The sequence below is a fragment of the Microbacterium sp. 2FI genome (genome assembly GCF_005502885.1).
GTDB lineage: Bacteria > Actinomycetota > Actinomycetes > Actinomycetales > Microbacteriaceae > Microbacterium.
The window spans coordinates 66,579-88,175 of the sequence record NZ_SCMR01000018.1; the positions used below are offsets into that span (position 1 = coordinate 66,579).

Sequence of the window (21,597 nt, forward strand, 5' to 3'; positions counted from 1 at the left end):
GAGGCGAATCTGAGGACATGACTCCGAGAATCGAGCATCCCGCGAAGCCCGCCGTGCTATATCTGGGGTCTGGGAACTGGACGAGGGCACGGCCCGCCCCTGCGGGACCGCCGTGACGCCTCGTCCGCTGACGTCTGGGGTATTCATTGGGGACTCGTTCGTGGCGCGCCAGCGCATCCGCCGTGGTCGCGATTCTTGCGCTCGCAATCGGCATGTTGGGGTCGCCTGCGATCGCCGCGCCGACGGCATCGATCTCAGGCACCGTCACTCTGCCGGCCGGGATCGAGCCCGGCTCCATCGCCGTCGACGTAGAGCTCTACCGCGTCGACGAGCTGTTCGGTGACACCTCACTGGGATTCACCGCGACGGATGGCGGCGGCGACTACGCGTTCCCCGGCCTCGAGGCGGGCTCCTACAAGCTGCGCTTCGCTCCCCAGAGCGGCAGCGGGACCGTGACGGGCGAGTGGTGGGAGAACCAGCAGACCGGCGCTGTCGCAACGGTGATCGTCCTCGAAGAAGGGGCGAGTCGTATCGTCGACGCCACCCTCGACCCTGCGGCATCCATCTCGGGCCACATCGATCTGCCCGCCGGTGTCGAAGCCGAGGGCGGGAGCCGGTACGCCATGGTCTATCCCGCCGACGGGTACCCGGGTGGCGCGGCAGCGCTCGCCTTCGCCGATGAGAACGGCGACTACGTTGCGGGCGGCCTCGCACCCGGCGCTTACAAAGTCCGGTTCTCCGGCTCGGGCGGTGTTGCCGTGGAGTGGTGGAACGACGTGAACCGTTTCGCGGCGGCCGACGTGATCACCCTCGGTCTCGGCGAGGCCAGGAACGGCGTCGACGCGACTCTTGGCACTGCGGGAAGCATCAGCGGCACGGTCACCACCGACGCCGGCGCAGTCGTCGACAGCAACATGTGGGTCTGGATGTTCGCGATGCCCGTGGGTGAGGACGGCCATCCGTACACGCCCGGGGCCACCTCGTGGGGCGCTGGGTTGGACGCGAACGGTGAGTACACGATCGATGGCCTTCCCGCCGGCGATTACACCGTGCAGTTCCGATGGGGCTGCGACTGCATGGCGACTGTCGGTCCGTACGCGAACGAGTTCTACGACGGTGCGACCACGGTCGATGGCGCGACCGCCGTCACCGTGACGCCGGGCGGCGCGACAGGCGGCATCGACTTCTCGCTCACCCCGACGACCCTCACCGGCGCGACACCGACGATCAGCGGCACAGCCGCGGTCGGCAGCACGCTCACAGCGAACGCCGGCGCGTGGACAACGGGGGCCGTCCTCGCCTACCAGTGGAACGCGGGCGGGATGCCGGTGACTGGCGCCACCGCCAAGACCCTCGCCCTGTCGTCGACGATGTTGGGCAAGGCCATCTCGGTCACCGTCACCGGAACGAAGGCCGGCTTCGAGCCACGTTCGCAAACCTCGATCGCTACTCCGGCGGTGAAGCCAGGCGCCCTCGCCACCGCTCAGCCCGGGGTGTCCGGAACTCTGGCGGTCGGCTCCACCCTCACGGCAACACCGGGAACATGGACCTCCGGGACCGCCTTCAGCTACCAGTGGCTTGCGAATGGTGCGGTCATCAGCGGCGCCTCGACCTCGAAGCTGAGCCTGTCCACGACACTGAAGGACAAGTCGATCGCCGTCCGTGTGACCGGCAAGCGAACCGGATACGCGGATGCCTCGCGGACCAGCGCAGCCACTGCAAGGGTCATGACCGCGGCGACTCCCTCGATCGCGGGCAGGGCAGAGACTGGCACGAAGCTGACGGCGGTGCCGAACACATGGACGACAGGCACGACGTTCTCGTATCAGTGGAACGCAGACGGCGCACCCATCAGCGGTGCGACATCCTCCACATTCATCGTCGGTGCGGCGCAGGACGGCAAGGCGATCACGGTGAGCGTGAAGGGCGCGAAGAGCGGCTGGGCCACCATTACCAAGACCTCAAAAGCTACTCTGCGGGTTACGCGATGGAGCACACCGAAAGTGACAGGGACGCTCGCGTACGGCTCGACGCTCAGCATCGATCGTGGAACCTGGTCAGCGGGGCGTTCGTTCACGTATCAGTGGTACGCGGATGGTGCAGCGATTTCGGGGGCGACGACCGGGTCACTCAAGCTGGGCACTGCGCTCAAGGGCAAGCAGGTGTCGGTGAAGATCACAGGCACGGCGAGCGGGTACACCACGGTGGCAAAGCTTTCGGCATCCACTCCCCGCATCGCGACGGCCGTCACGCCGACGATATCGGGAACTCGCGCGGTCGGCGCGAGACTGACCGCGATCACCGGCACCTGGACCTCAGGAACGACCTTCAGCTACCAGTGGTTGGCCAACGGAGTTGCCATCGTCGGCGCGACGGGCGCCTCGTACGTGCTGTCGTCGGGCACGGAGTCGAAGCAGATCTCCGTCACCGTCACGGGGCGCAAGTCGGGTTATGCGACGATCGCGAAGAAGTCGGCGGCAACCACCAAGGTGATGCGCGCGGCGACGCCGACGATCTCCGGAACGGCACAGGTGACGAGGACCCTGACTGCCTCACCAGGATCCTGGACAGCCGGGACCACCTTCAGCTACCAGTGGTACGCGAACGGTGCCGCGATCAGCGGCGCTACCTCGAAGTCGCTGACCCTCACCACCGCCCACTACGGAAAGACCGTAGTGGTCAAGGTGACGGGGCGTCTGTCGGGCTACTCGCCGATGACCAAGTCATCCGCGGCCACCGTCGCGATCGGCTACCCGAGCAGTACCACGCCTGCGGACGAATGGAACTGTCCTTCGTGGGCGCCGATCAAGGGGAACCAGGACTCCTGGATCTATCACATGCCCGGCCAGCGCTACTACGGCGCCACGAAGCCTGAAGCGTGCTTCCGCACGGAGTCTGCGGCGGTCTCCGCCGGCTATCGCAAGGCGAAGGTCTGACCAGCCGCCCGCAGAAGGGGGCCCGAGCATAGCTCGGGCCCCCTTCTGCGCACTCTGTGCCGCCGCAACGACAAGAGGGCCGCACCCCTCGGGGTGCGGCCCTCTACAGTCCAGTGAAGACTACTTCAGGATCTTCGTGACCGTGCCGGCGCCGACGGTGCGGCCACCCTCACGGATCGCGTAGCCGAGGCCCTCTTCCATGGCGATGGGCTGGATCAGCTCAACGGTCATGTCGGTGGTGTCGCCGGGCATGACCATCTCGGTGCCCTCGGGCAGCGTGATGACGCCGGTGACGTCGGTGGTGCGGAAGTAGAACTGCGGGCGGTAGTTCGTGAAGAACGGGTTGTGACGGCCGCCCTCTTCCTTGGACAGGATGTACGCCGTGCCCTCGAAGTTGGTGTGCGGGGTGACCGAACCGGGCTTGACGACGACCTGGCCGCGCTCGACGTCGTCACGCTTGGTGCCGCGAAGGAGCAGACCGCAGTTCTCGCCGGCCCACGCCTCGTCGAGCTGCTTGTGGAACATCTCGATACCGGTGACGATCGTCTTCTGCGTCGGGCGCAGACCCACGATCTCGACCTCGGAGTTGATCGCGAGGGTGCCGCGCTCGGCGCGACCCGTCACGACCGTGCCACGGCCGGTGATGGTGAAGACGTCCTCGACGGGCATGAGGAACGGCTTGTCCTTGTCGCGGATCGGGTCCGGGATCGACTCGTCGACGGCTTCCATGAGCTCGACGATCTTCTCGGTCCACTCGGCGTCGCCCTCGAGAGCCTTGAGGCCCGAGACGCGGACGACGGGGGCGTTGTCGCCGTCGAAGTCCTGCGACGACAGCAGCTCGCGAACCTCGAGCTCGACGAGCTCCAGGATCTCCTCGTCGTCGACCATGTCGCTCTTGTTCAGCGCGACGAGCAGGTACGGCACGCCGACCTGCTTGGCGAGCAGAACGTGCTCACGGGTCTGAGCCATGGGGCCGTCGGTGGCCGCCACGACCAGGATCGCGCCGTCCATCTGCGCAGCACCGGTGATCATGTTCTTGATGTAGTCGGCGTGACCCGGGGCGTCGACGTGCGCGTAGTGGCGCTTCGGCGTCTCGTACTCGACGTGCGAGATGTTGATCGTGATACCACGCTGACGCTCTTCGGGCGCCGAGTCGATCGACGCGAAGTCACGCTGCACGTTGGTGGCCGACGGGTACTTGTCGGCGAGCACCTTCGAGATGGCAGCGGTGAGCGTGGTCTTGCCGTGGTCGACGTGACCGATCGTTCCGATGTTGACGTGCGGCTTGGTCCGCTCGAACTTGGCCTTGGCCACTGGGTCCTCCTCAGGACATTCGTGTAGATGTTCCGGGCGCTGGTTTGCGACCGGTCGTCTACGGGGATTGGTTCAGTCTAACGACTGTGCAGTATGAAGTTGTACGGATGCCGGGGACTCAGGTCCCCGGCATCCGAAGGGCTTACTCGCCCTTGGTCTTCTGGACGATCTCGTCCATGACGTTGCGCGGGACCTCGGCGTAGCTGTCGAACTCCATGGAGTAGACGGCACGGCCCGAGGTCTTGGAACGCAGGTCGCCGATGTAGCCGAACATCTCGGACAGCGGCACGTTTGCACGCACGACCTTGACGCCGGCGGCATCCTCCATCGACTGGATCTGGCCACGACGCGAGTTCAGGTCGCCGATGACGTCGCCCATGTACTCCTCGGGAGTACGCACCTCGACGGCCATGATCGGCTCGAGGATGACGGGGTTCGCCTTGCGGACGGCCTCCTTGAAGCCCATCGAGCCTGCGATCTTGAACGCCATCTCGGACGAGTCGACGTCGTGCGACGCGCCGTCCATGAGGATGGCCTTCACGCCCACCATGGGGAAGCCGGCGAGAACGCCGACGTTCATGGCGTCCTGGAAGCCCTGGTCGACCGGCGAGATGTACTCGCGCGGGATACGACCACCGGTGACCTTGTTCTCGAACTCGTAGGTCTTCTCGGCCGTGACCTCGAGGGGCTCGAGCGCGAACTGGATCTTCGCGAACTGACCCGAACCACCGGTCTGCTTCTTGTGCGTGTAGTCGTGACGGTCGACGATCTTCTTGATCGTCTCGCGGTACGCGACCTGGGGCTTGCCGACGTTGGCCTCGACCTTGAACTCGCGCTTCATGCGGTCCACGAGGATGTCGAGGTGCAACTCGCCCATGCCCTTGATGACGGTCTGGCCGGTCTCGGAGTTCTGCTCGACGCGGAACGTCGGGTCTTCCTCAGCCAGCTTCTGGATCGCGAGACCCAGCTTCTCCTGGTCGGCCTTGGTCTTCGGCTCGATGGCGACCTCGATGACGGGCTCGGGGAAGGTCATCGACTCGAGGACGACCTGGTTCTGCGAGTCGGACAGGGTGTCACCGGTGGTGGTGTCCTTCAGGCCGATGACGGCGTAGATGTGACCGGCGGTGACCGACTCGACCGGCATCTCCTTGTTGGCGTGCATCTGGAAGATCTTCCCGATGCGCTCCTTCTTGCCCTTGGTGGCGTTCACGACCTGCGCGCCCGAGTCGAGGTGACCCGAGTAGACGCGGATGTAGGTGAGGCGACCGAAGAACGGGTGCGTGACGATCTTGAACGCGAGAGCGGCGAACGGCTCGTCACGGTCAGCGTGACGCTCGATGATGTTCTCTTCGTTCTTCGGGTCGCGCGCCTCGATGGCGGGGACGTCGAGCGGCGACGGCAGGTAGTCCACGACCGCGTCGAGCATCGGCTGCACGCCGCGGTTCTTGAACGCCGAGCCGCAGAGCACGGGGTAGAGCTCCGAGTTGATCGTGAGCTTGCGGATCGCGCCCTTGATCTCGGCGACCGTCAGGCCCTCGCCCGAGAAGTGCTTCTCGAGGAGAACCTCGTCGGACTCGGCGACCGTCTCGAGCAGCATCTCGCGGTACTCGGCTGCCTTGTCGGCGAGGTCGGCCGGGATCTCCTGGATCTCGTACTTGGCGCCCATGGTGACATCACCCTTGGAGTCGCCGGGCCACACGAGGGCCCGCATCTCGACGAGGTCGATGACGCCGACGAAGTCGTTCTCAGCGCCGATGGGGAGCTGGATGACGAGGGGCTTGGCCTTCAGGCGGTTCACGATCGTGTCGACGGTGAAGTAGAAGTCGGCGCCCAGCTTGTCCATCTTGTTGACGAAGCAGATGCGGGGGACGTCGTACTTGTCGGCCTGGCGCCAGACGGTCTCGGACTGGGGCTCGACGCCCTCCTTGCCGTCGAAGACGGCGACAGCGCCGTCGAGGACGCGCAGCGACCGCTCGACCTCGACCGTGAAGTCGACGTGGCCGGGGGTGTCGATGATGTTGATCTGGTTCTTGTCCCAGAAGCACGTGACAGCGGCAGAGGTGATCGTGATGCCACGCTCCTGCTCCTGCTCCATCCAGTCGGTGGTGGCAGCGCCGTCGTGCGTCTCGCCGATCTTGTGGTTGACGCCCGTGTAGAACAGGATGCGCTCGGTCGTCGTCGTCTTGCCGGCATCGATGTGGGCCATGATGCCGATGTTGCGGACCTTGTTGAGGTCGGTGAGCACTTCTTGTGCCACGGGATGTCTTCCTTACGTGTGGAGTGTCTCGATACGGCGCTCACGCGCCTACTCGACAACCGGGTGGGAGGGCCGCTGGCCGGCGGGGTCGCCGCCGGCCAGCGACTCGCTGGGTCTTACCAGCGGTAGTGCGCGAAGGCGCGGTTCGACTCGGCCATCTTGTGGGTGTCTTCGCGGCGCTTGACCGCGGCACCCAGGCCGTTCGAGGCGTCGAGGATCTCGTTCTGCAGACGCTCGGTCATCGTCTTCTCACGACGACCCTTCGCGTAGCTCACGAGCCAGCGAAGCGCCAGCGTGTTTGCACGGTGAGGCTTGACCTCGACCGGCACCTGGTAGGTCGAGCCACCGACGCGGCGGCTCTTGACCTCGAGGGTCGGGCGCACGTTGTCGAGCGCCTTCTTGAGGGTTGCGACGGCGTCCTGGCCGTTCTTGGCCTCAACACCCTTGAGGGCGGTGTAGACGATCGACTCGGCGAGCGACTTCTTGCCGTCGACGAGGATCTTGTTCACCAGCTGGCTGACGATCGGTGCGCCGTAGACCGGGTCGTTGACGACGGGGCGCTTCGGGGCGGGTCCCTTGCGAGGCATATTCCTTAACCCTTCTTCGCGCCGTAGCGGCTGCGAGCCTGCTTACGGTTCTTGACGGCCTGCGTGTCGAGCGCGCCACGGACGATCTTGTAGCGGACACCCGGGAGGTCCTTCACACGACCGCCGCGGACGAGCACCAGCGAGTGCTCCTGAAGGTTGTGACCTTCACCGGGGATGTACGCGGTGACCTCGGTGCCGTTGCGGAGCTTGACACGGGCGACCTTGCGCATCGCCGAGTTGGGCTTCTTGGGCGTGGTCGTGTACACGCGAGTGCAGACGCCTGCCTGCTGCGGGTTCGCCTTGAGCGCCGGCGCCTTGGTCTTGACGACCTTGGGCGAGCGACCCTTGCGAACCAACTGCTGAATGGTTGGCACGTTCTCTCCTTGTTGTGCTGCACGGTGACAGCGTTCGTGGTTTCACCACAGATCCGCCGGCGCGACAGAAACTGTCGCGATTTCGTGGTGGATATGCCGTGGGGGTGACCGGTTCGCCGATCTCTCCCGAGATGCGGCGCTCGTGGTCTCCTCCTTCGCGCCGAGGCACGTCGGAGAGCGCGCACGAGCGCACACCCGCCCTATCATACGCGGGTTCGGCTATGCGGACAAAACGACGCGTGGAGTCATCACGGATGCCGCGGGCGGCGCGCCGCGGCCGCCGTCGCTCAGTCGTCCCAGCGGAAGCTGCGGGCGAACTCCTCGTAGTGCGGGCGGAACGCCTCATACCCCGCCATGTCGGTCGTCGAGGCCTGCATCAGCACGACGCCGTCGGATCGTTCGAACGCGTAACTGCCGCTGATGACCTGCACGAGCGGGGCCTCGTCGTCCATGGGCGAGTGCCGTTCGACATAGACCCCGGTCGCGCCGGCGGCAGCCGTGATCTCGCGGACGATCGGCGGCACGTAGTCGCCGTGCCCGTCGGCGCCGGCGAGCTCGGCCGCGGGCGCGTCGCCGATGTCGGCGCGCGCGAGCCCCATCACCGCGACGAACCGCAGCGGTCCGTCGACGGACGCGAGCCAGGCGTACCCCCAGTGGGCGCCGCCCTTCTCGAGCTCTTGCGCCACGAAGGCGAAGGTCTCGGCGAGCGCGGCGCGGCGCTCCTTCTTGCGCCCGAACAGCCCGAGCGGCGCGACGATCTCACCGGCGAGCGCTTCGGCCCAGGCCTCGGCGGTCGCGAACACCTCACCCTCGCCGAAGTGAGGGATGCCGATCCAGTCTTCCGGGTAATCGATGCTGTAGGCCATGAGTCACTCCCCGGTGGGTGCAGGTGCGGATCCGCCGGGGAACCGCACAGTCTTCAAGAATGCATCGACGAAGAACTCGCAGGCAGCCACGATCTCGGCGGCTCCCTCTTGCGGGACGATGATCTCGGCGAAGAACACGATCCAATCATCGCCGCCGTGCGGTGCGACGAGCGTGATGATGCGCCGCCGGGGCAGGTCGAGCCATTCGCCGGCTTCATCCTGATTTCCGGCGACGTCGCTGGCGACACGCACGGCCGGGCGGCCGCCGACGTCGACGAACTGCGCGCCCGGCGCCGACGCGGCGAAGGCGGTGAGGTGATCGCCGGCGGGCCGAGCGGGGTCCAGCGGCGCGGGCGACGGCGCCACGGTCATCGTCAGCGGGATCGTCACGCCGCCGGTGGGTGCGATCGGCATCCACAGTTCGTAGGCGCGGTCCTGCGCGTCGGCCGCAGCGCGCTGGAGAAGGCGGCGCAGCTGCACGCGCGCGAGGTCACGGCGACCGGTGTCGACGCCGCGCGCCACGAAGGCGACGACCTCGTCGATCTGCGACGAGATGGTGTCGTCGAACCGCAGTCGGATCCACCCTTCGGGCAGCAGGACCGCGATGGACGGTGCGCGCATCGACAGGGTCACGGCTCGAGGTCCTCGCGCGCGGCCTGCTTCGCAGCCTCGTCGCGCGCGGCTCGGCGCGGGCTCGCGCCGAGCGAGCGCCGGTGGTGCTCGATGAGCTCGGCGGGGTCTGCGGCGCTCACCCCGTGGCTTCGGCGCAGCCGCGTCTCGGAGGCGAGGAGCCAGAACGAGTACTCCTTCGCGAGCCCGGCACGCGTCTCGGCATCGATGCGGGTCACGGTGGTTCGGATGCAGACGCTCGCCAGCACGATCGCCGCGAGCGCGAGACCGGCGCCCCACAGCATCCCCCACTCGACGAGCGTGCTCGTGCGTCCCGACGTGATGCCGAGCCCGACCGGGATCACGATGAGCGCGACGACGGCGTGCAGACGCAGCCACTCCGGTGTCGAGAAGACCCCGGGGCGACGGGCACTGACGCGACCCGTCGGCGTCCACCATCGACGCGGCGACCAGCAGACGACGAGGGCGAGCAGAATGAGTGCCGCCCAGCCGACGGCGACGACGGTGAGCCACGGCCCGAAGGGGACGGCGGTGACGGCGCACGGCTCTGCGCCGTCGAGGCATGCCTCTTTACGCTCGATCGACCATGTCAGCTGGGCGACCAGCTGACCGGCGAGCGGCACGAAGACGAGGGCGATCGTGGAGAGGATCGTGGCCACCGCCACAGCCCAGGCGAGCACCCGGCCGACGCGGCGCCCCGCGGGCGGCGCGGCGTTCACCAGCGACCGTACTCACTCACGACGATCGGCGTGCCGTCGAGGCCGGTGCCGACGAACTCCGGGTCGCCGTGCAGACGCCACGGCAGGACGGGCTGGGGCAGGAGCTCCCCCACCGTGCCGTTCAGGGCGATCCCCGCACCGGTCGTCACGCCATTGAGAATGGCGATCGTGCGCATGCCGTTCAGCATGGCAGGCCACGCCTCGGGCGCGACCAGCCTGCCGCCCACGCGGAGACTCGCGAGCACGTCGACGGCCGCCCAGCTCTTCGTGTTCAGGCCGAGGATCTTCATGACCTGCGTGGTCTCGCGGGTCATCGTCGCGGGCGTCGCGGTGCGGACGAGTCCGGCGACGTACTGCCGCGACCCGACCCGGGTCATCCCCGCGATCGAGGCGCGGGCACCCACGACAGCCGAGGCCTTGGCCGTGCCGGCGACCATCTTGAGCGCAGCGCCCGCGCCGACGAAGTTCAGCGCGGCGAGGCCGACGTTCAGGATCGCCTCACCCATCGACATGTTGCCGGTCGCGACCTGCAGCCCGCTGTTGAGGGCCTGGTAGACGAGGTTCGCCGTGATCAGGATGCCGATGGCGAGGAGGTTGAGGCCCGGGATGAAGAGCATCGCGATCGCCGCGATCGCCGCGATCGCACCCAGCACGTTGCCGATGATGTCGAGGACGTCCTTGTGCTCGGCGACCCACTGCGAGACGTTGTCCCAGAACCCGTCGTTGAGGTCGCCGCTGCTCTCGACGAGACGGATGTCGGCGATCGCCGTCCCTGCGGCGGCGTCGCGGTTCCCGACCGCAGTGGCGACGGCCGACTCGGCGCCCGCCTGGGCACCGCCGGCCGCACCGAGTCGGTCCTGCCAGATGCCGAGCTGCGAGGTGAGATTCGGGACGTTCGCCGGCGGCGTCGCCGGATCGTCGAACCGCTCCTGGTAGTGATCCACCCACCACCGCGCCGACGAGGCGGTCGTCTCGGCGGCCTCGGCATCGGCCAGCGCATCGGCGGAGTCCTGCTGCGCCTGCGACAGCACCGCGGCGTAGGCGATCATCGCGTCGCCGACCCCGCGGTAGCGCTCCTCGGCCATCGTGATGCGCCGTGCGACCTCTTCCGCCTGGTCGCGGATGGCGTCGAGCACCTTCGCGCGGCCGAAGTCGTCCCCCAGGGCGGTGGTGAGATTGGTGGCGGCCCGGTCGATCGAGTCGGCCGTCCCGACGTAGAGGCGCCCGATCGTCTGCACGAGCGAGGGGTCGCCGGGCACCGGATCGGAGGGGTAGCCGACGAGGCTCCAATTGCCGGGGCGGCTCATACCGGCACCTGCGACATGCGAGGCGGGTAGGTGTCGGCCTGCTCGGTGAGAGCCGCGGCGAGATCCTGGTCGGTCGCGGCGAAGCCCTCGACGATGACCCCGAGGTTGTCGCGCACGGTGGCGAGCTGCTCGGCGAGCTCAGCCCGGCGGTGATCCCAGTTGTTCACGAACTCCTGCACGCGCTCGGCGAGGGCGGCATGCCCCACGGCATCGGCGAGGCGCTCGCTGCGATCGGTCGCCTCGGTGAACTCGCTGTGGATGCGCGACACGTCGATGCGTGCGGCATCGAGCACGAGCGTGTCGATGATCAGCTGATCCATCTGTCGTCTCTCCCCGGGTCACAGCCCGGAAGGGGTCAGGAGCGGATGGCGCTGGCGAGCTGCGTGTCGGTGTCGCCCAGAGCGTCGGCAGCAGCGGTCAGGAAGTCCGACAGACCCTGCAGGCCGCCGATCGTCTGCGTCGCACCCGTCGTGAACTGCGAGTACGACTCGTGGAACGCACCCGACGCCGCATCCGTCACGAAACCACTCGCGACCAGATCGCCGATCAGCCGCTGCAGCTCGTTCAGCTTGTCCTCGAGGGCACCCTTGCCCGTGATCAGCTGCGCCGCAGCCGACTTCATGTCTCCGTACGTCACGTTGATGTTCGCCACGATGATCCTCTCGTTCGTTCGGTGAAACCGTTACAGGCTAACCCGCAGCCACCAGCCCGATCGACCGAAACATGTCCCCCTTTCGGAGGACAATCACTCGCGAGGGGTCCGGCGAGCGCGGCGCTCATGTCTGCGCACCATCCGGTCGACGAGGGCCGAATCGCCGACCAGTCGCGCGTACTCGTCAGGCGACAGCACACGGCGAGCATGGCGGATGCTGAGCGTCGCGAGTCCGGCGGCCGCGAGCGCCAGCGCGGTGGGGATCAGGTATTGGAGTGCCCAGGTCGTGGTGATCCCCTTGCCGGGAAGACTCAACAACGCGCACACGAACGCTGCTGCGAACGCATGCACACGCAGCCAGCGCGGCGACGAGTCCGCGATGAACTCGAACGGCCCGCGCCCGCGCGACGACCACCAGCGCTCCGGCCGCCGGCACACGATGATCGCGGTCACGATGATCCCGACCCAGAGGATGGCCCACCACACCGAAACGACGCCACCCGGCACCACGTTGACGACGCAGTCGGGTGCGGCGGCGCAGATCTCCTTCTCGGCATCCGTCCACGTGATCATCGCCCACGTCGCCCCGACCACCTTCGGCCAGAGGATCAGCCCGGCGACCGCGGCCATCGTCGAGAAGAAGACGACGAGGCCGACGGCCTTCCCGATGCGGCTCACGGCGCCCAGCGGACCGTGCGCGCGAACTCGGCGAAGTACGGCCGGAACCGCTCGTACCCCGCGAAGTCGGTCGTGGACGTTCCGAGCATGATGAATCCCTCGTCGACCTCGTAGACGTAGGTGCCGATCAGGTTGCCCACGTGCACGGCCGCATCGTCCAACGGGGCGTGGCGCTCGACGTAGATGCCGCGAAGCCCGCCGTCGGCGACGACATCGGTGACGATGGGCGGCACATAGTCGGCCTCTCCTCCGGCGCCGGCGATGTCGGTGATCGGCGCGTCGCCGACATCGCCGCGCGCGATGGTTCGGCTGCCCACCAGGAACGGCGCCGTCTCGAGCGTGTCGAGCCAGATGTAGCCGCGGTCTGCCCCGATGTCGGCGACGCTGGCGCCGTAGAGCGCCAGCACGGCCGTCAGCGCCGCCCGCTGCTTGCGACGGGGCCGTGGGCGCAGGTCGGGTGAGATCTCGGCGACGAGCGCCGTCGCCCAGTCCTGCGGGGTGGCGAAGACCTCGCCCTCTCCGAAGTCGGGAACGCCGATCCAGTCGTTCGGGTAGTCGATGTAGAAGCTCACCGCGGATCCTCCGCCTTGCCGTCGAGGGCCGCGCGCGCACGTGCGGCGGCATCCGCAATCGTCTCATCGCCGAAGGTGACGGTCGCCATCAGCGCGTCGACGAAGTACTCGCCGGCGTCGGTGATCGCGGCTGCCTCATCGGCGTCGGGGGCGATGATCTCGGCGAGGAACGCGAGCCACTCGCCGCCGCGCTCGGCCGGGCTGACCGTGAAGATCACGCGCCGGCGCGGGAACTGCGTGTACGCGCCGGCATCGTCGCGCACGCCGGCGATGTCGATGGCCGTGCGGACCGCGAGCCGCCCACCGACCTCGAGTGCACGCGCGCCCGCCGAGCCCGCTGCGAATGCCAGGAGCACGTCGGCGACGTCGCGAGCGGGGTCGGGCTGTGCCGGCATCGGCCCGACGGTGAACGTGACCGGGATCGTCACGCCGCCCGTCGGTGCGACCGGCATCCACACCTCATACGCGTGAGCGGATGCTGCGGACGCGAGGTCGCGCAGCGCGCGACGCACCTGGGTTCGCACCAGATCGCGTCGCGCCGGCTCTGCGGTGCGGGCGATGGTCGCGCTGAGGTCGGCGATCTGCGCTTCGATCGCGTCGTCGATGCGCAGCCGCACCCAGCCCTCGGGCTGGACAACCGATATGCGCGGGCGCGCGTCAGGCGGCGTCACGGGCGTCCTATCCCCTGCCGGACCAGCATCCGCACGACGATCGCCACCGCGAGGACCCCCTGGATCACCAGCAGCGCGTCGAGCCCCCAGCGGAAGCCGCCGAAGAACGGCGAACCGACGAAGAGGTACCACGCCGTCGATGCGGCGACCGCGACGACGAGGCCCAGCATCCAGACGCGAAGTCGCCCGCCGCGGAGGCCGAGGGGATAGCGGATGCCGCCGACGAAGGTGATCGCGAGAGCGAGCGTCAGCGCCCACGGCACCCACACGAGGAGCAACAGGAACGTGAACCCGCCGGGCTCGGGCTCTGGGCGCGCCGCCAGCAGGACGACGGCGCCGATCGCCACGGGGAGCGCGCACAGCGCGGCATACAGCCACGTCAGCCAGACGAGCGCGCCGCGCGTCCAGCGTTCGGCCCGCCGCGCTCGCTGCGCCGGCGTGGGCGGGGCTGGAGCAGGCGGACCACCGTGCTTCGCACGCAGACGGCGCTCGGCGGGAAGGAGCCAGATTGCGTCGTAGCCCTGCGCGATGCCGCGATGAAGCGCCTTCGGAATGCGATCGGCGGTGACGCGAATGCACACCGTCGCCAGGACGACGACCACGAGGGCGAGGAGAGCCGATGCCGCGTAGCCGATGAGATCGGCGGTCGTGGGTGTGCCCTCGGCGACGAGCATCGCAGCGTTCAGCACCCCCGCGATCACCGCGTGCAGGCGCAGCCACTCGGGGGTAGAGAACACGCCGGGGAGCTGTGGCCGGCCCGATGAGTCCTGCGGTGTCCACCAGCGCCGCGGGCTCCAGCAGACCAGGAGCCCGATGAACAGCGACAGGCTCCACAGCCCGCCCCACCACCAGGGAACCGCAGTGAAGGCCCACGAGGTGCACGGCCGCGTATCGCTCGTGCAGGTGGCCAGTCGCGCGATCGCCGGGACCGCGACGAGGAGCAGGATGCCGCCGACCAGCCACGACATCGCCACCCACCCGACGACGCGACCGGCGACGAGATCTGCCGGCCTGCGGGCGTTCGTCGTCACCAGTCGCCGCCGACCCGCCACGAGATGTCGGGCACGTGCGGCTCGAGGACCTTCGAGAGCGGGTCCTCGGCGATGTTCGTGGCCGTGCCGAGCCCTGCTGTCGCCGCGGTCGCGAGATACAGGGGCCGCATGGCTCCGGTCGCGAGCGCCCCCGACAGCATCTGCCCGTGCGCCATGGCGTGCACCATCGACAGCTTCTGCGTGCTGAACCCGATCGCCTGGCTCGCGACCTTGACGGAGAGGGGCGTCGCAAGGGGCCCGGACGCCGCGACCCCGGCCCGCTCGACGAGTCCGAGGGCACGTGCGCGGGTCATGCCGCTGATGCCTCGGCCCGCGAAGCTGCGCATGAGCGACGTGGCGACCGTGGTCTTGGTCGCCGTCGCCGCGACCTTCAGCGCGACAGCGGCGCCCACCACGTTGAGCACGGCGAGCCCGACGTTCACGATTCCCTCGGCGAGGGTCATGTTGCCGGTCGACACCTGTGCGACGGCGTTGAGGGCCTGGTAGGCGATGTTGGCGAGGACGATCACCGTGAGGATGATTCCGACGACGAGGTTGATCCCCGGGATGAACAGCAGGATCGCACCGGCGACGGCCGCGATGGCGCCCAGCACCGTGGAGATGGTCTCGAGAAGGTCCTTGTGCTCGCCGACCCACTGCGAGAAGTTGTCCCACCGGCTGTCGTTGAGGTCACCGGAGTTCTCGACGAGTTCGATCGCATCGGCGGCCGCGTCGGCCGCGACGTCGCGGTCGACGATGGCGGCGTCGATGTCGGCCTCGGCCGTGGTCAGGCCGCTCTGGGCGCCTGCGGCCTTCGTCGTCCAAGTGCTGAGCTGGGCCTGGAAACCGGGAAGGTTCGCCGGCGGCGTGGCCGGGTCGTCGATGCGGCCCTGGTAGTAGTCGATCATGCGCGCTGCCGTCTCGCGACCGGACTGCGCAGCGATCGCAGCGCCGAGCGCCGCGACCGACCGCGACTGCGTGTCGCGCAGCACCGGCTCGTACGCCATCATCGCGTCACCCACACCGCGGTACCGCTCCTCGGCACGACGGATGCGGCGGGCGACGTCTTCGGCCTGATCGCGGATCGCGTCGATGGCCTCGGACTGCCCGAAGCCCTCCCGCAACGCGGTCTCGATGTTCGCGGCAGCGCGGAGGATCGCATCGGCGGTGCCGACATAGAGCCGACCGGTGGCCGACACCCGGTCGGGGTCGCCCGGGATCGGGTCGTGAGCGCGATTGACCGGCGACCAGTCGACAGGGCGCGTCATACCGGCTCGGGAACCGCGTGAGGCGGATAGGTCGTGCGCTGGTCGGTGAGAGCGCGCGCGAGATCACCGTCGACCTGTTCGAAGCCGGTCACGATCGCATCGAGCCCGTCACGGACGACAGCCAACTGCTCGGCGAGCTCGGAGCGACGGTGATCCCAGTTGTCGGCGAAGGCGCGGACGCGCTCCGCGAGCCGCTCGTGGCCCACCGCGTCGCCGAGGCGATCGCTGCGCCCGGTTGCCTCGGTGAACTCGCTGTGGATGCGCGACACGTCGATGCGTGCGGCATCGAGAGCGAGCATGTCGACGATCAACGTCATCTTCAGCGCCCTCTCTGCGCGTCGTCGATGCCGGCCGCATCGCGGCGGCCGGCATCGCTGGCGTCAGGAGCGGATGGCGCTGGCGAGCTGCGTGTCGGTGTCGCCCAGAGCGTCGGCAGCAGCGGTCAGGAAGTCGGACAGACCCTGCAGGCCGCCGATCGTCTGCGTCGCACCCGTCGTGAACTGCGAGTACGACTCGTGGAACGCACCCGACGCCGCATCCGTCACGAAACCACTCGCGACCAGATCGCCGATCAGCCGCTGCAGCTCGTTCAGCTTGTCCTCCAGGGCACCCTTGCCCGTGATCAGCTGCGCCGAAGCCGACTTCATGTCCCCGTACGTCACATTGATGTTCGCCACGATGATCCTCTCGTTCGTTCGGTGAAACCGTTACAGGCTAACCCGGCACCACCAGCCCGATCGACCGAAACATGTCCCCCCTTCGGAGGACACGCGGGCTCAGACGGTGACGCGGGTGGATGCCGGGGCCAGCGCGACCTGCACGCGGCGGGTCTTGCCGCCGGCGACGACGACCCCCCGGCCCTCGGGGAAGTCGGCGCGCTTCGCGCGGACCAGCGAGGTCTTCAGGATCACGTCGCCATCGGTCTGGTCGGGCTGCAGCAGGAGGCCCCGGCGGGCGTTCTTGAACTCGCCGAACAGCGGCCACGACGACACCCACGACGACGACTCCGCCTCGGCCACGACGAAGTGCTCCTCGCGCTTGAACTGGCGCACCATGTCGACGAGCGCGCCGTCGGCGGGCGTCTGCAGGAAGTCGCCGATCGACTCGATGATCACGACGCACCGAGACTGCGAGGCCGGGTCGGAGACGATCTCGCGCAGCAGTTTGGCGAGCTCGGCCACTTCGTCGGGCGCGCTGGCGGATGCCGCGAATCGCGGGTCGCCGGCCAGCGGAGAGCGCCGGGGTCCGATGAAGTACACCGCGTGCCCCGGCAGCGCCAGTGCGCGCTCCGCGAGCACGGCCAGCGCGTTCGACCGGCCGCTGCCCGGAGGGCCGGCGACGACGAATGCGCCCGAGGGGGCGATGGTGGCGGGCTCGAGCGTGTCTTCGGCGATGCCGATGACCAGCTCGCCGTCGCGCGTCTCGGGGAGACGCTCCATGCGCACGATCGCCGGCAGCGACGGGATGCCGGGGGCCTCGGTCGCGCCGGCGGCGCGCAGCCGCTCGGCGAGCTCGGTGAGCGCCGCCGTCTGATCGGCGGCGAGCGGGCTGCCGCCGAGCACCGCGAGCTGCGTCTCGCGGCCGCCGACGAGTGCGCGGCCGGCCGGGGCGTCCTCGGTGAGGACGTCGGCGGGAACGTCGAGCGCGGCGTAGGCCGTGTCGTCGGCGAGGCGCAGCACGACTCGACGCTGGATGCCCGACGCGATGGCGCTCGGCAGCGACGCGAACCGGTCGGTGGTGAGGGCGACATGGATGCCGAGCGGGCGCCCCAGCGCGATCACGTCCTGGAAGACGCGGTACCAGTCGCTGCGGCCGGACGGGATCTCCCAGTCCTCGCGGAACCCCGGGAAGTTGTCGATGAGCAGCAGAATGCGCGGCTCATCCCTCCGGCCCGGCTGTGCACGATACTCGGCGATGCTCGTCGCACGGGCGTCGCCGAATTCGCGAGCGCGGCGATCGAGTTCGGCGCGCAGCATCCGGAACACCCGCACGATGCGCTCGTCGTCCTCGCCGGTGATGACCGCGCCGACGCCCGGCAGCTCGGCGAGTGCGCGGAGGGCTCCGGCGCCGAAGTCGAGGGCGTACACGAACACCTCGCTGTCGTCGGCGAGGGCGGCGGAGGCCGCAAGAGTGCGCAGCGCGACGGACTTGCCGGCGCCGCCGGTGCCGAACACCGCCATGTGGCCGTCGATGTCGGGCTGGAAGGCGACGACCTCCTGCGCCTGGCGCTCGGGGATGTCGCCGACGCCCAGGGCGAGCCGGTCGTCGGTGCGGCTGCGGAGCGAGCGCACGTCGATCGCGGCGGGCAGTTCGTCGAGCCACGGGCGCCGGGGCGCCGGGATCCGGGCACGGCGCGAGGCCTCGGTCATCGCGTCGACCATGCGCTGCTGGTCGGTGGGGCCGAGGTCTTCGCGCTCTTCGGGCGTCTCGTCATCGGTGGGGGCCGCCCACGCCGCGGCGGTGCCGAACGGCATGTCGGCGACCTCGACGCGGGGTGCGTCGGGCTCGCCGCTCGACCATCCGCCGGCGTAACCCGACTGGAAGCGCTCGAGGCGGCCGGGACCGGTCTTCGCGATCGCGCGGCCCGGGATCGCGGGATCGAAGTGCGCGGCATCCTTCTCGCCGACGACATCGAGCGAATCCGACTCGTCGGCGACGCGCAGTGCGATGCGGAGATTCGTGTTCGCGCGCAGGTTGTCGCGGATGACGCCGGCGGGTCGCTGCGTGGCCATCACGAGATGGATGCCGAGCGAGCGGCCTCGCTGGGCGATGTCGACGACGCCGTCGACGAACTCCGGCACCTCGCCCACGAGGGCGGCGAACTCGTCGATGATCAGCACGAGAGCGGGCGGAGCGTCGGGGTCGCCGCGCTTCTCGAGCTCGAGGAGGTCCTTCGCGCCCTTGCGGTGCAGGAGCTCTTCGCGGTGGTGGAGCTCGGCGCGCAGGCTCGTGAGGGCGCGGCGCACGAGGTGGGGCGTGAGGTCGGTGACGAGGCCGACGGCGTGCGGCAGGCGGATGCAGTCGGCGAACGCCGAACCGCCCTTGTAGTCGACGAAGAGGAAGGTGACGCGGTCGGGGCTGTACTCCGCCGCCATGCCCAGCACCCACGCCTGCAGGAACTCGCTCTTGCCCGAGCCGGTCGTGCCGCCGACGAGGGCGTGCGGGCCCTGCGTGCGGAGGTCCAGGTGCATGAGGCCGTGCCTGGATTGGCCGATCGTGGCTCGCAGGCGCCCGGCGCGTCGACGGTTCGTGGTGCGCGTGCCGGTGCGGTCGATGATCGAGTCGTTCGCCCACCACCGCTCGACGACGGCCTCGGACTTCGAGAGCAGCTCGGGGTCGATGAGGGCGGCGAGGGCCACCGCGGTGGGGATGTCGGAGACGTCGTCGACGGGCACGTTGGCGTCCACGACGCGACTGAGGCTGCGGGAGTACCCGACCGCTTCGTCGCGCGAGAGCCGATCGAGCACGGGCGCGGTGATCTCTTCGCCCAGCCGAACGAGCCCGATGCGGGGCTCGTCGCCCGCCGAGAGGTCGACGAACGCACGGCATACGGCCGGGAGCCGGGAGCCCTCCTGCGCGAGCCACACCGGGAAGACGCCGACGTCCGCGCCGCGCTCGGACAGATCGACCAGCCGCGCGCGGTCGCGCGTGGCCTGATCGGCGATGAAGACGACGACCGCCGGGAGCGGCGCCGAATACGCGTCGGTGCCGACCTCGCTGCCGACGTTGGCGCCGGCCTGGAGCGATGAGCGCTCCGCCGCGATTGCGCCGCGAGCCTCGTCGCGCGCGCGCTGGCGTGCGCGCTCGCGGCTCGCGATGAGCGCCTCGAGGTCGTCCATCAGCACCGCGACGGCCGGCTCTGTGGCCGCGAGGTGGTTGCCGCCGAGCGGACTGTGGGGCGACGAGGTGTGCGGCAGCCACTTGAGCCAGTCGAGCTCGGCCGCCCACGCGGGCGTGAGGGCCGCGGCGATCACGACCTCGGCGGGCGAATGCAGGCCCGTCAGCTGCACCACGATCGCGGCGGCGGCGCCGGCTGCGGCATCCGGTCGTCCCGCGAGACCCAGCGCACCCGCCTCACTCAGCTCGACCACGATCGGCACGTCGTCGACGAGGCGGTGCTCGGCGACGACGACGTCGAGGCGCTCCTGGAACTCGAACACGAGGTCGCCGCGCTGCTCGGCATCGACCGTGTTGCGGCTGGGCATCGAGGCGGAGCCGAGCCGCAGCGAGAGGAAGCTCCAGTGCTCGGGGCGGCGCGTCCACAGCAGCGGCCCGAGGCGCGCAGCGGTGCCGACGAGCTCGGACGACGACGGGATCTCGGCGATGCGCGCGCGCTGCTCGATCTCCTTCTCGAGGGTGAGACGCTCGCCGAGCTCGGCCAGCCCCACGTCGAACCGCTCGATCTGGCGGGCGAGCTTGCGCTTGTCGCGCCGCTTGTTCGTGATGTAGCCGCCGATCATCATGATCGGTGTCATCGCGATGAACAGCAGCGTGATGGGTCGCCCGGTCAGCGCGAACATCGCGCCGCCCAGCAGGATCGGGGCGATCATCGCCAGCAGCGGGAAGGGCTGGTCCTCGGGCTCGCGCGGGATCTCGGGCACCGAGAACGTGCGACCGTTGTAGCGCTCTTCGACCCTCGGCGAGCGGTTGAACTCGACAGGTCCGGCGTGGTCGAGCCCGCGGCTCGCCTCATGCGTCTCGACGGCGATGTGCAGCTCGGTGCTGCCGGCCAGCACCACGAGCGACCCCGTCACCCGCACGCGCGAGACGAGCTCGCCGTCGACCTCCACGCCGTTGGCGGAGCCGAGGTCGACCACCTCGACGGTCTGGCCGATGTCGAGCCGAAGGTGCCGCTTCGACAGGTACGGGTCGGCAAGGGCGACGTCGCACCCCGCGTCGCGGCCGATCGTGTGCGAGCCACGCCCGAGCACGACCGAGTGCCCGGTCTGAGGGCCGCTGAGGACCGTCACGGTGGCGGTCACCCCGGCGTGCAGGGTCGGCAGGATGTCGGCCGCATCTGATTCGGCGACGAGCGCCACCGACAGCCCCGACGCGAGCCACTCCTCGCCGATGACGGCATCCGGCGGCAGCAGGCGCCACTCGGGATCGATGGGCGACGCGGTCTGCAGTGTGTAGCGGCGGTTCGGATCGTAGCTGCGACGGGGGTCGGCCGCGGCGATCCGCGAGGCCACGTCACGCACGGTCGCGGTGGGCTCGGCCGTGACGAGGACGTCCTGCGCGGACCCGTCCTCGCGGTAGAGGCTCATCTTGACGTGCATGGGGTTCCTCTCAGCCGGTGACGGCGAGGACGATCAGGGCCGCTGCGGCGGCGAGGACGATGACGGATGCCGCGACCACGACGATCACGATGCGGAGGCGCCCGCGGCGGCGGGCCGTGGCCTGGCCGGCGGCGGTGTCTTCGGGCATCTGCGGAGCGCGCGCCGGAGCGGGGGTGCGCGGCACGACCACGGGCTGCGCCGCGCGGGCGCGGTAGATGTCTGCCGAGCCGTCGGGCGTCTGAGCGACGCGGCCGAGCGGGGCGGGCACATCCGAGGCGAGCGTGACGGCGAGGCCGCGACCGCGACCGGCGGCCTCGGTCGTGTGCGACCCGGCGGTGTCGTCGAGATCGCGCGCGTCGTGCGCGGCAGCCTCGGCACGGCGCTTGGACTCGCGACGGACGACGACGGTCGACCCGTCGTCAGGGTCGATGTCGGGCACCGGGTCGTCGCCGGAGC

19 protein-coding genes and 1 pseudogene are annotated in these 21,597 nt (G+C 69.4%); 1 reads left to right on the top strand and 19 read right to left on the bottom strand.

Translation table 11 applies throughout. The features are described 5' to 3' along the window. Window positions 1-182 precede the first annotated feature (182 nt). A complete protein-coding gene (locus FFS15_RS14065; RefSeq protein ID WP_137845676.1) occupies window positions 183-2,936 on the top strand; it encodes a hypothetical protein in 2,754 nt (917 codons plus the stop codon). 120 nt (window positions 2,937-3,056) lie between these two features. Here the strand turns inward: FFS15_RS14065 and tuf are convergent, their stop codons facing one another. The 19 genes and pseudogenes from tuf to FFS15_RS18665 form a co-directional block, all read right to left on the bottom strand. Beyond that, a complete protein-coding gene (gene tuf, locus FFS15_RS14070; RefSeq protein WP_137845677.1) occupies window positions 3,057-4,250 on the bottom strand; it encodes an elongation factor Tu in 1,194 nt (397 codons plus the stop codon). 142 nt (window positions 4,251-4,392) lie between these two features. Then, window positions 4,393-6,507, bottom strand: a complete 2,115-nt coding sequence (gene fusA / locus FFS15_RS14075) for an elongation factor G (RefSeq protein ID WP_137845678.1) — start codon at window positions 6,505-6,507, stop codon at window positions 4,393-4,395. A gap of 116 nt (window positions 6,508-6,623) precedes the next feature. Continuing rightward, a complete protein-coding gene (gene rpsG / locus FFS15_RS14080) occupies window positions 6,624-7,094 on the bottom strand; it encodes a 30S ribosomal protein S7 (RefSeq protein ID WP_056117669.1) in 471 nt (156 codons plus the stop codon). 5 nt (window positions 7,095-7,099) lie between these two features. After that, the gene (gene rpsL, locus FFS15_RS14085; protein WP_137845679.1) at window positions 7,100-7,468 is read right to left on the bottom strand and encodes a 30S ribosomal protein S12; all 369 of its coding nucleotides are present in this window, start codon (window positions 7,466-7,468) and stop codon (window positions 7,100-7,102) included. Window positions 7,469-7,755: 287 nt separating this feature from the next. Then, complete coding sequence (locus tag FFS15_RS14090) at window positions 7,756-8,334, bottom strand: hypothetical protein (RefSeq protein WP_137845680.1); 579 nt, start codon at window positions 8,332-8,334, stop codon at window positions 7,756-7,758. Window positions 8,335-8,337: 3 nt separating this feature from the next. After that, window positions 8,338-8,967, bottom strand: coding sequence for a hypothetical protein (locus FFS15_RS14095; RefSeq protein WP_137845681.1), 630 nt, complete (start codon window positions 8,965-8,967; stop codon window positions 8,338-8,340). Continuing rightward, window positions 8,964-9,683, bottom strand: a complete 720-nt coding sequence (locus FFS15_RS14100; RefSeq protein ID WP_137845682.1) for a hypothetical protein — start codon at window positions 9,681-9,683, stop codon at window positions 8,964-8,966. Before FFS15_RS14100 ends, FFS15_RS14095 begins: the two co-directional genes overlap by 4 nt. Then, entirely contained in the window at window positions 9,680-10,990 is a 1,311-nt protein-coding gene (locus tag FFS15_RS14105; RefSeq protein WP_137845683.1) for a hypothetical protein, read from the bottom strand. Before FFS15_RS14105 ends, FFS15_RS14100 begins: the two co-directional genes overlap by 4 nt. Continuing rightward, window positions 10,987-11,310: a hypothetical protein gene (locus FFS15_RS14110; RefSeq protein WP_137845684.1), complete on the bottom strand. Its 324-nt coding sequence runs from the start codon at window positions 11,308-11,310 to the stop codon at window positions 10,987-10,989. Before FFS15_RS14110 ends, FFS15_RS14105 begins: the two co-directional genes overlap by 4 nt. A 35-nt stretch (window positions 11,311-11,345) precedes the next feature. Next, the gene (locus FFS15_RS14115; protein WP_137845685.1) at window positions 11,346-11,642 is read right to left on the bottom strand and encodes a WXG100 family type VII secretion target; all 297 of its coding nucleotides are present in this window, start codon (window positions 11,640-11,642) and stop codon (window positions 11,346-11,348) included. A gap of 93 nt (window positions 11,643-11,735) precedes the next feature. Then, on the bottom strand, window positions 11,736-12,320 hold the full coding sequence (locus FFS15_RS14120; RefSeq protein WP_137845686.1) for a hypothetical protein: 585 nt from the start codon (window positions 12,318-12,320) through the stop codon (window positions 11,736-11,738). After that, window positions 12,317-12,892: a hypothetical protein gene (locus FFS15_RS14125; RefSeq protein WP_137845687.1), complete on the bottom strand. Its 576-nt coding sequence runs from the start codon at window positions 12,890-12,892 to the stop codon at window positions 12,317-12,319. The genes FFS15_RS14120 and FFS15_RS14125 overlap by 4 nt, the downstream gene beginning before the upstream one ends. Beyond that, window positions 12,889-13,563 (bottom strand): hypothetical protein, encoded by a 675-nt coding sequence (locus FFS15_RS14130; RefSeq protein WP_137845688.1) that lies wholly within the window; start codon window positions 13,561-13,563, stop codon window positions 12,889-12,891. The genes FFS15_RS14125 and FFS15_RS14130 overlap by 4 nt, the downstream gene beginning before the upstream one ends. Next, the gene (locus FFS15_RS14135) at window positions 13,560-14,594 is read right to left on the bottom strand and encodes a hypothetical protein (protein ID WP_137845689.1); all 1,035 of its coding nucleotides are present in this window, start codon (window positions 14,592-14,594) and stop codon (window positions 13,560-13,562) included. Before FFS15_RS14135 ends, FFS15_RS14130 begins: the two co-directional genes overlap by 4 nt. Then, window positions 14,591-15,862 (bottom strand): hypothetical protein, encoded by a 1,272-nt coding sequence (locus tag FFS15_RS14140; protein WP_137845690.1) that lies wholly within the window; start codon window positions 15,860-15,862, stop codon window positions 14,591-14,593. Before FFS15_RS14140 ends, FFS15_RS14135 begins: the two co-directional genes overlap by 4 nt. After that, window positions 15,859-16,179, bottom strand: a complete 321-nt coding sequence (locus FFS15_RS14145) for a hypothetical protein (RefSeq protein ID WP_137845691.1) — start codon at window positions 16,177-16,179, stop codon at window positions 15,859-15,861. The genes FFS15_RS14140 and FFS15_RS14145 overlap by 4 nt, the downstream gene beginning before the upstream one ends. A 63-nt stretch (window positions 16,180-16,242) precedes the next feature. After that, window positions 16,243-16,539: a WXG100 family type VII secretion target gene (locus FFS15_RS14150; RefSeq protein WP_137845692.1), complete on the bottom strand. Its 297-nt coding sequence runs from the start codon at window positions 16,537-16,539 to the stop codon at window positions 16,243-16,245. A gap of 99 nt (window positions 16,540-16,638) precedes the next feature. Continuing rightward, window positions 16,639-21,141, bottom strand: a complete 4,503-nt coding sequence (locus FFS15_RS14155; protein ID WP_137845693.1) for an FtsK/SpoIIIE domain-containing protein — start codon at window positions 21,139-21,141, stop codon at window positions 16,639-16,641. 10 nt (window positions 21,142-21,151) lie between these two features. Next, window positions 21,152-21,597 (bottom strand): annotated as a pseudogene (locus FFS15_RS18665) (hypothetical protein); the annotation flags it as partial.

Excerpts from the sequence above, each read along its gene's own strand:
- rpsG (WP_056117669.1), bottom strand. The coding sequence starts at position 7,094 with ATGCCTCGCAAGGGACCCGCCCCGAAGCGCCCCGTCGTCAACGACCCG.
- FFS15_RS14090 (WP_137845680.1), bottom strand. The coding sequence starts at position 8,334 with ATGGCCTACAGCATCGATTACCCGGAAGACTGGATCGGCATCCCTCAC.
- FFS15_RS14105 (WP_137845683.1), bottom strand. The coding sequence starts at position 10,990 with ATGAGCCGCCCCGGCAATTGGAGCCTCGTCGGCTACCCCTCCGATCCG.
- FFS15_RS14110 (WP_137845684.1), bottom strand. The coding sequence starts at position 11,310 with ATGGATCAGCTGATCATCGACACGCTCGTGCTCGATGCCGCACGCATC.
- FFS15_RS14140 (WP_137845690.1), bottom strand. The coding sequence starts at position 15,862 with ATGACGCGCCCTGTCGACTGGTCGCCGGTCAATCGCGCTCACGACCCG.
- FFS15_RS14145 (WP_137845691.1), bottom strand. The coding sequence starts at position 16,179 with ATGACGTTGATCGTCGACATGCTCGCTCTCGATGCCGCACGCATCGAC.
- FFS15_RS14155 (WP_137845693.1), bottom strand. The coding sequence starts at position 21,141 with ATGCACGTCAAGATGAGCCTCTACCGCGAGGACGGGTCCGCGCAGGAC.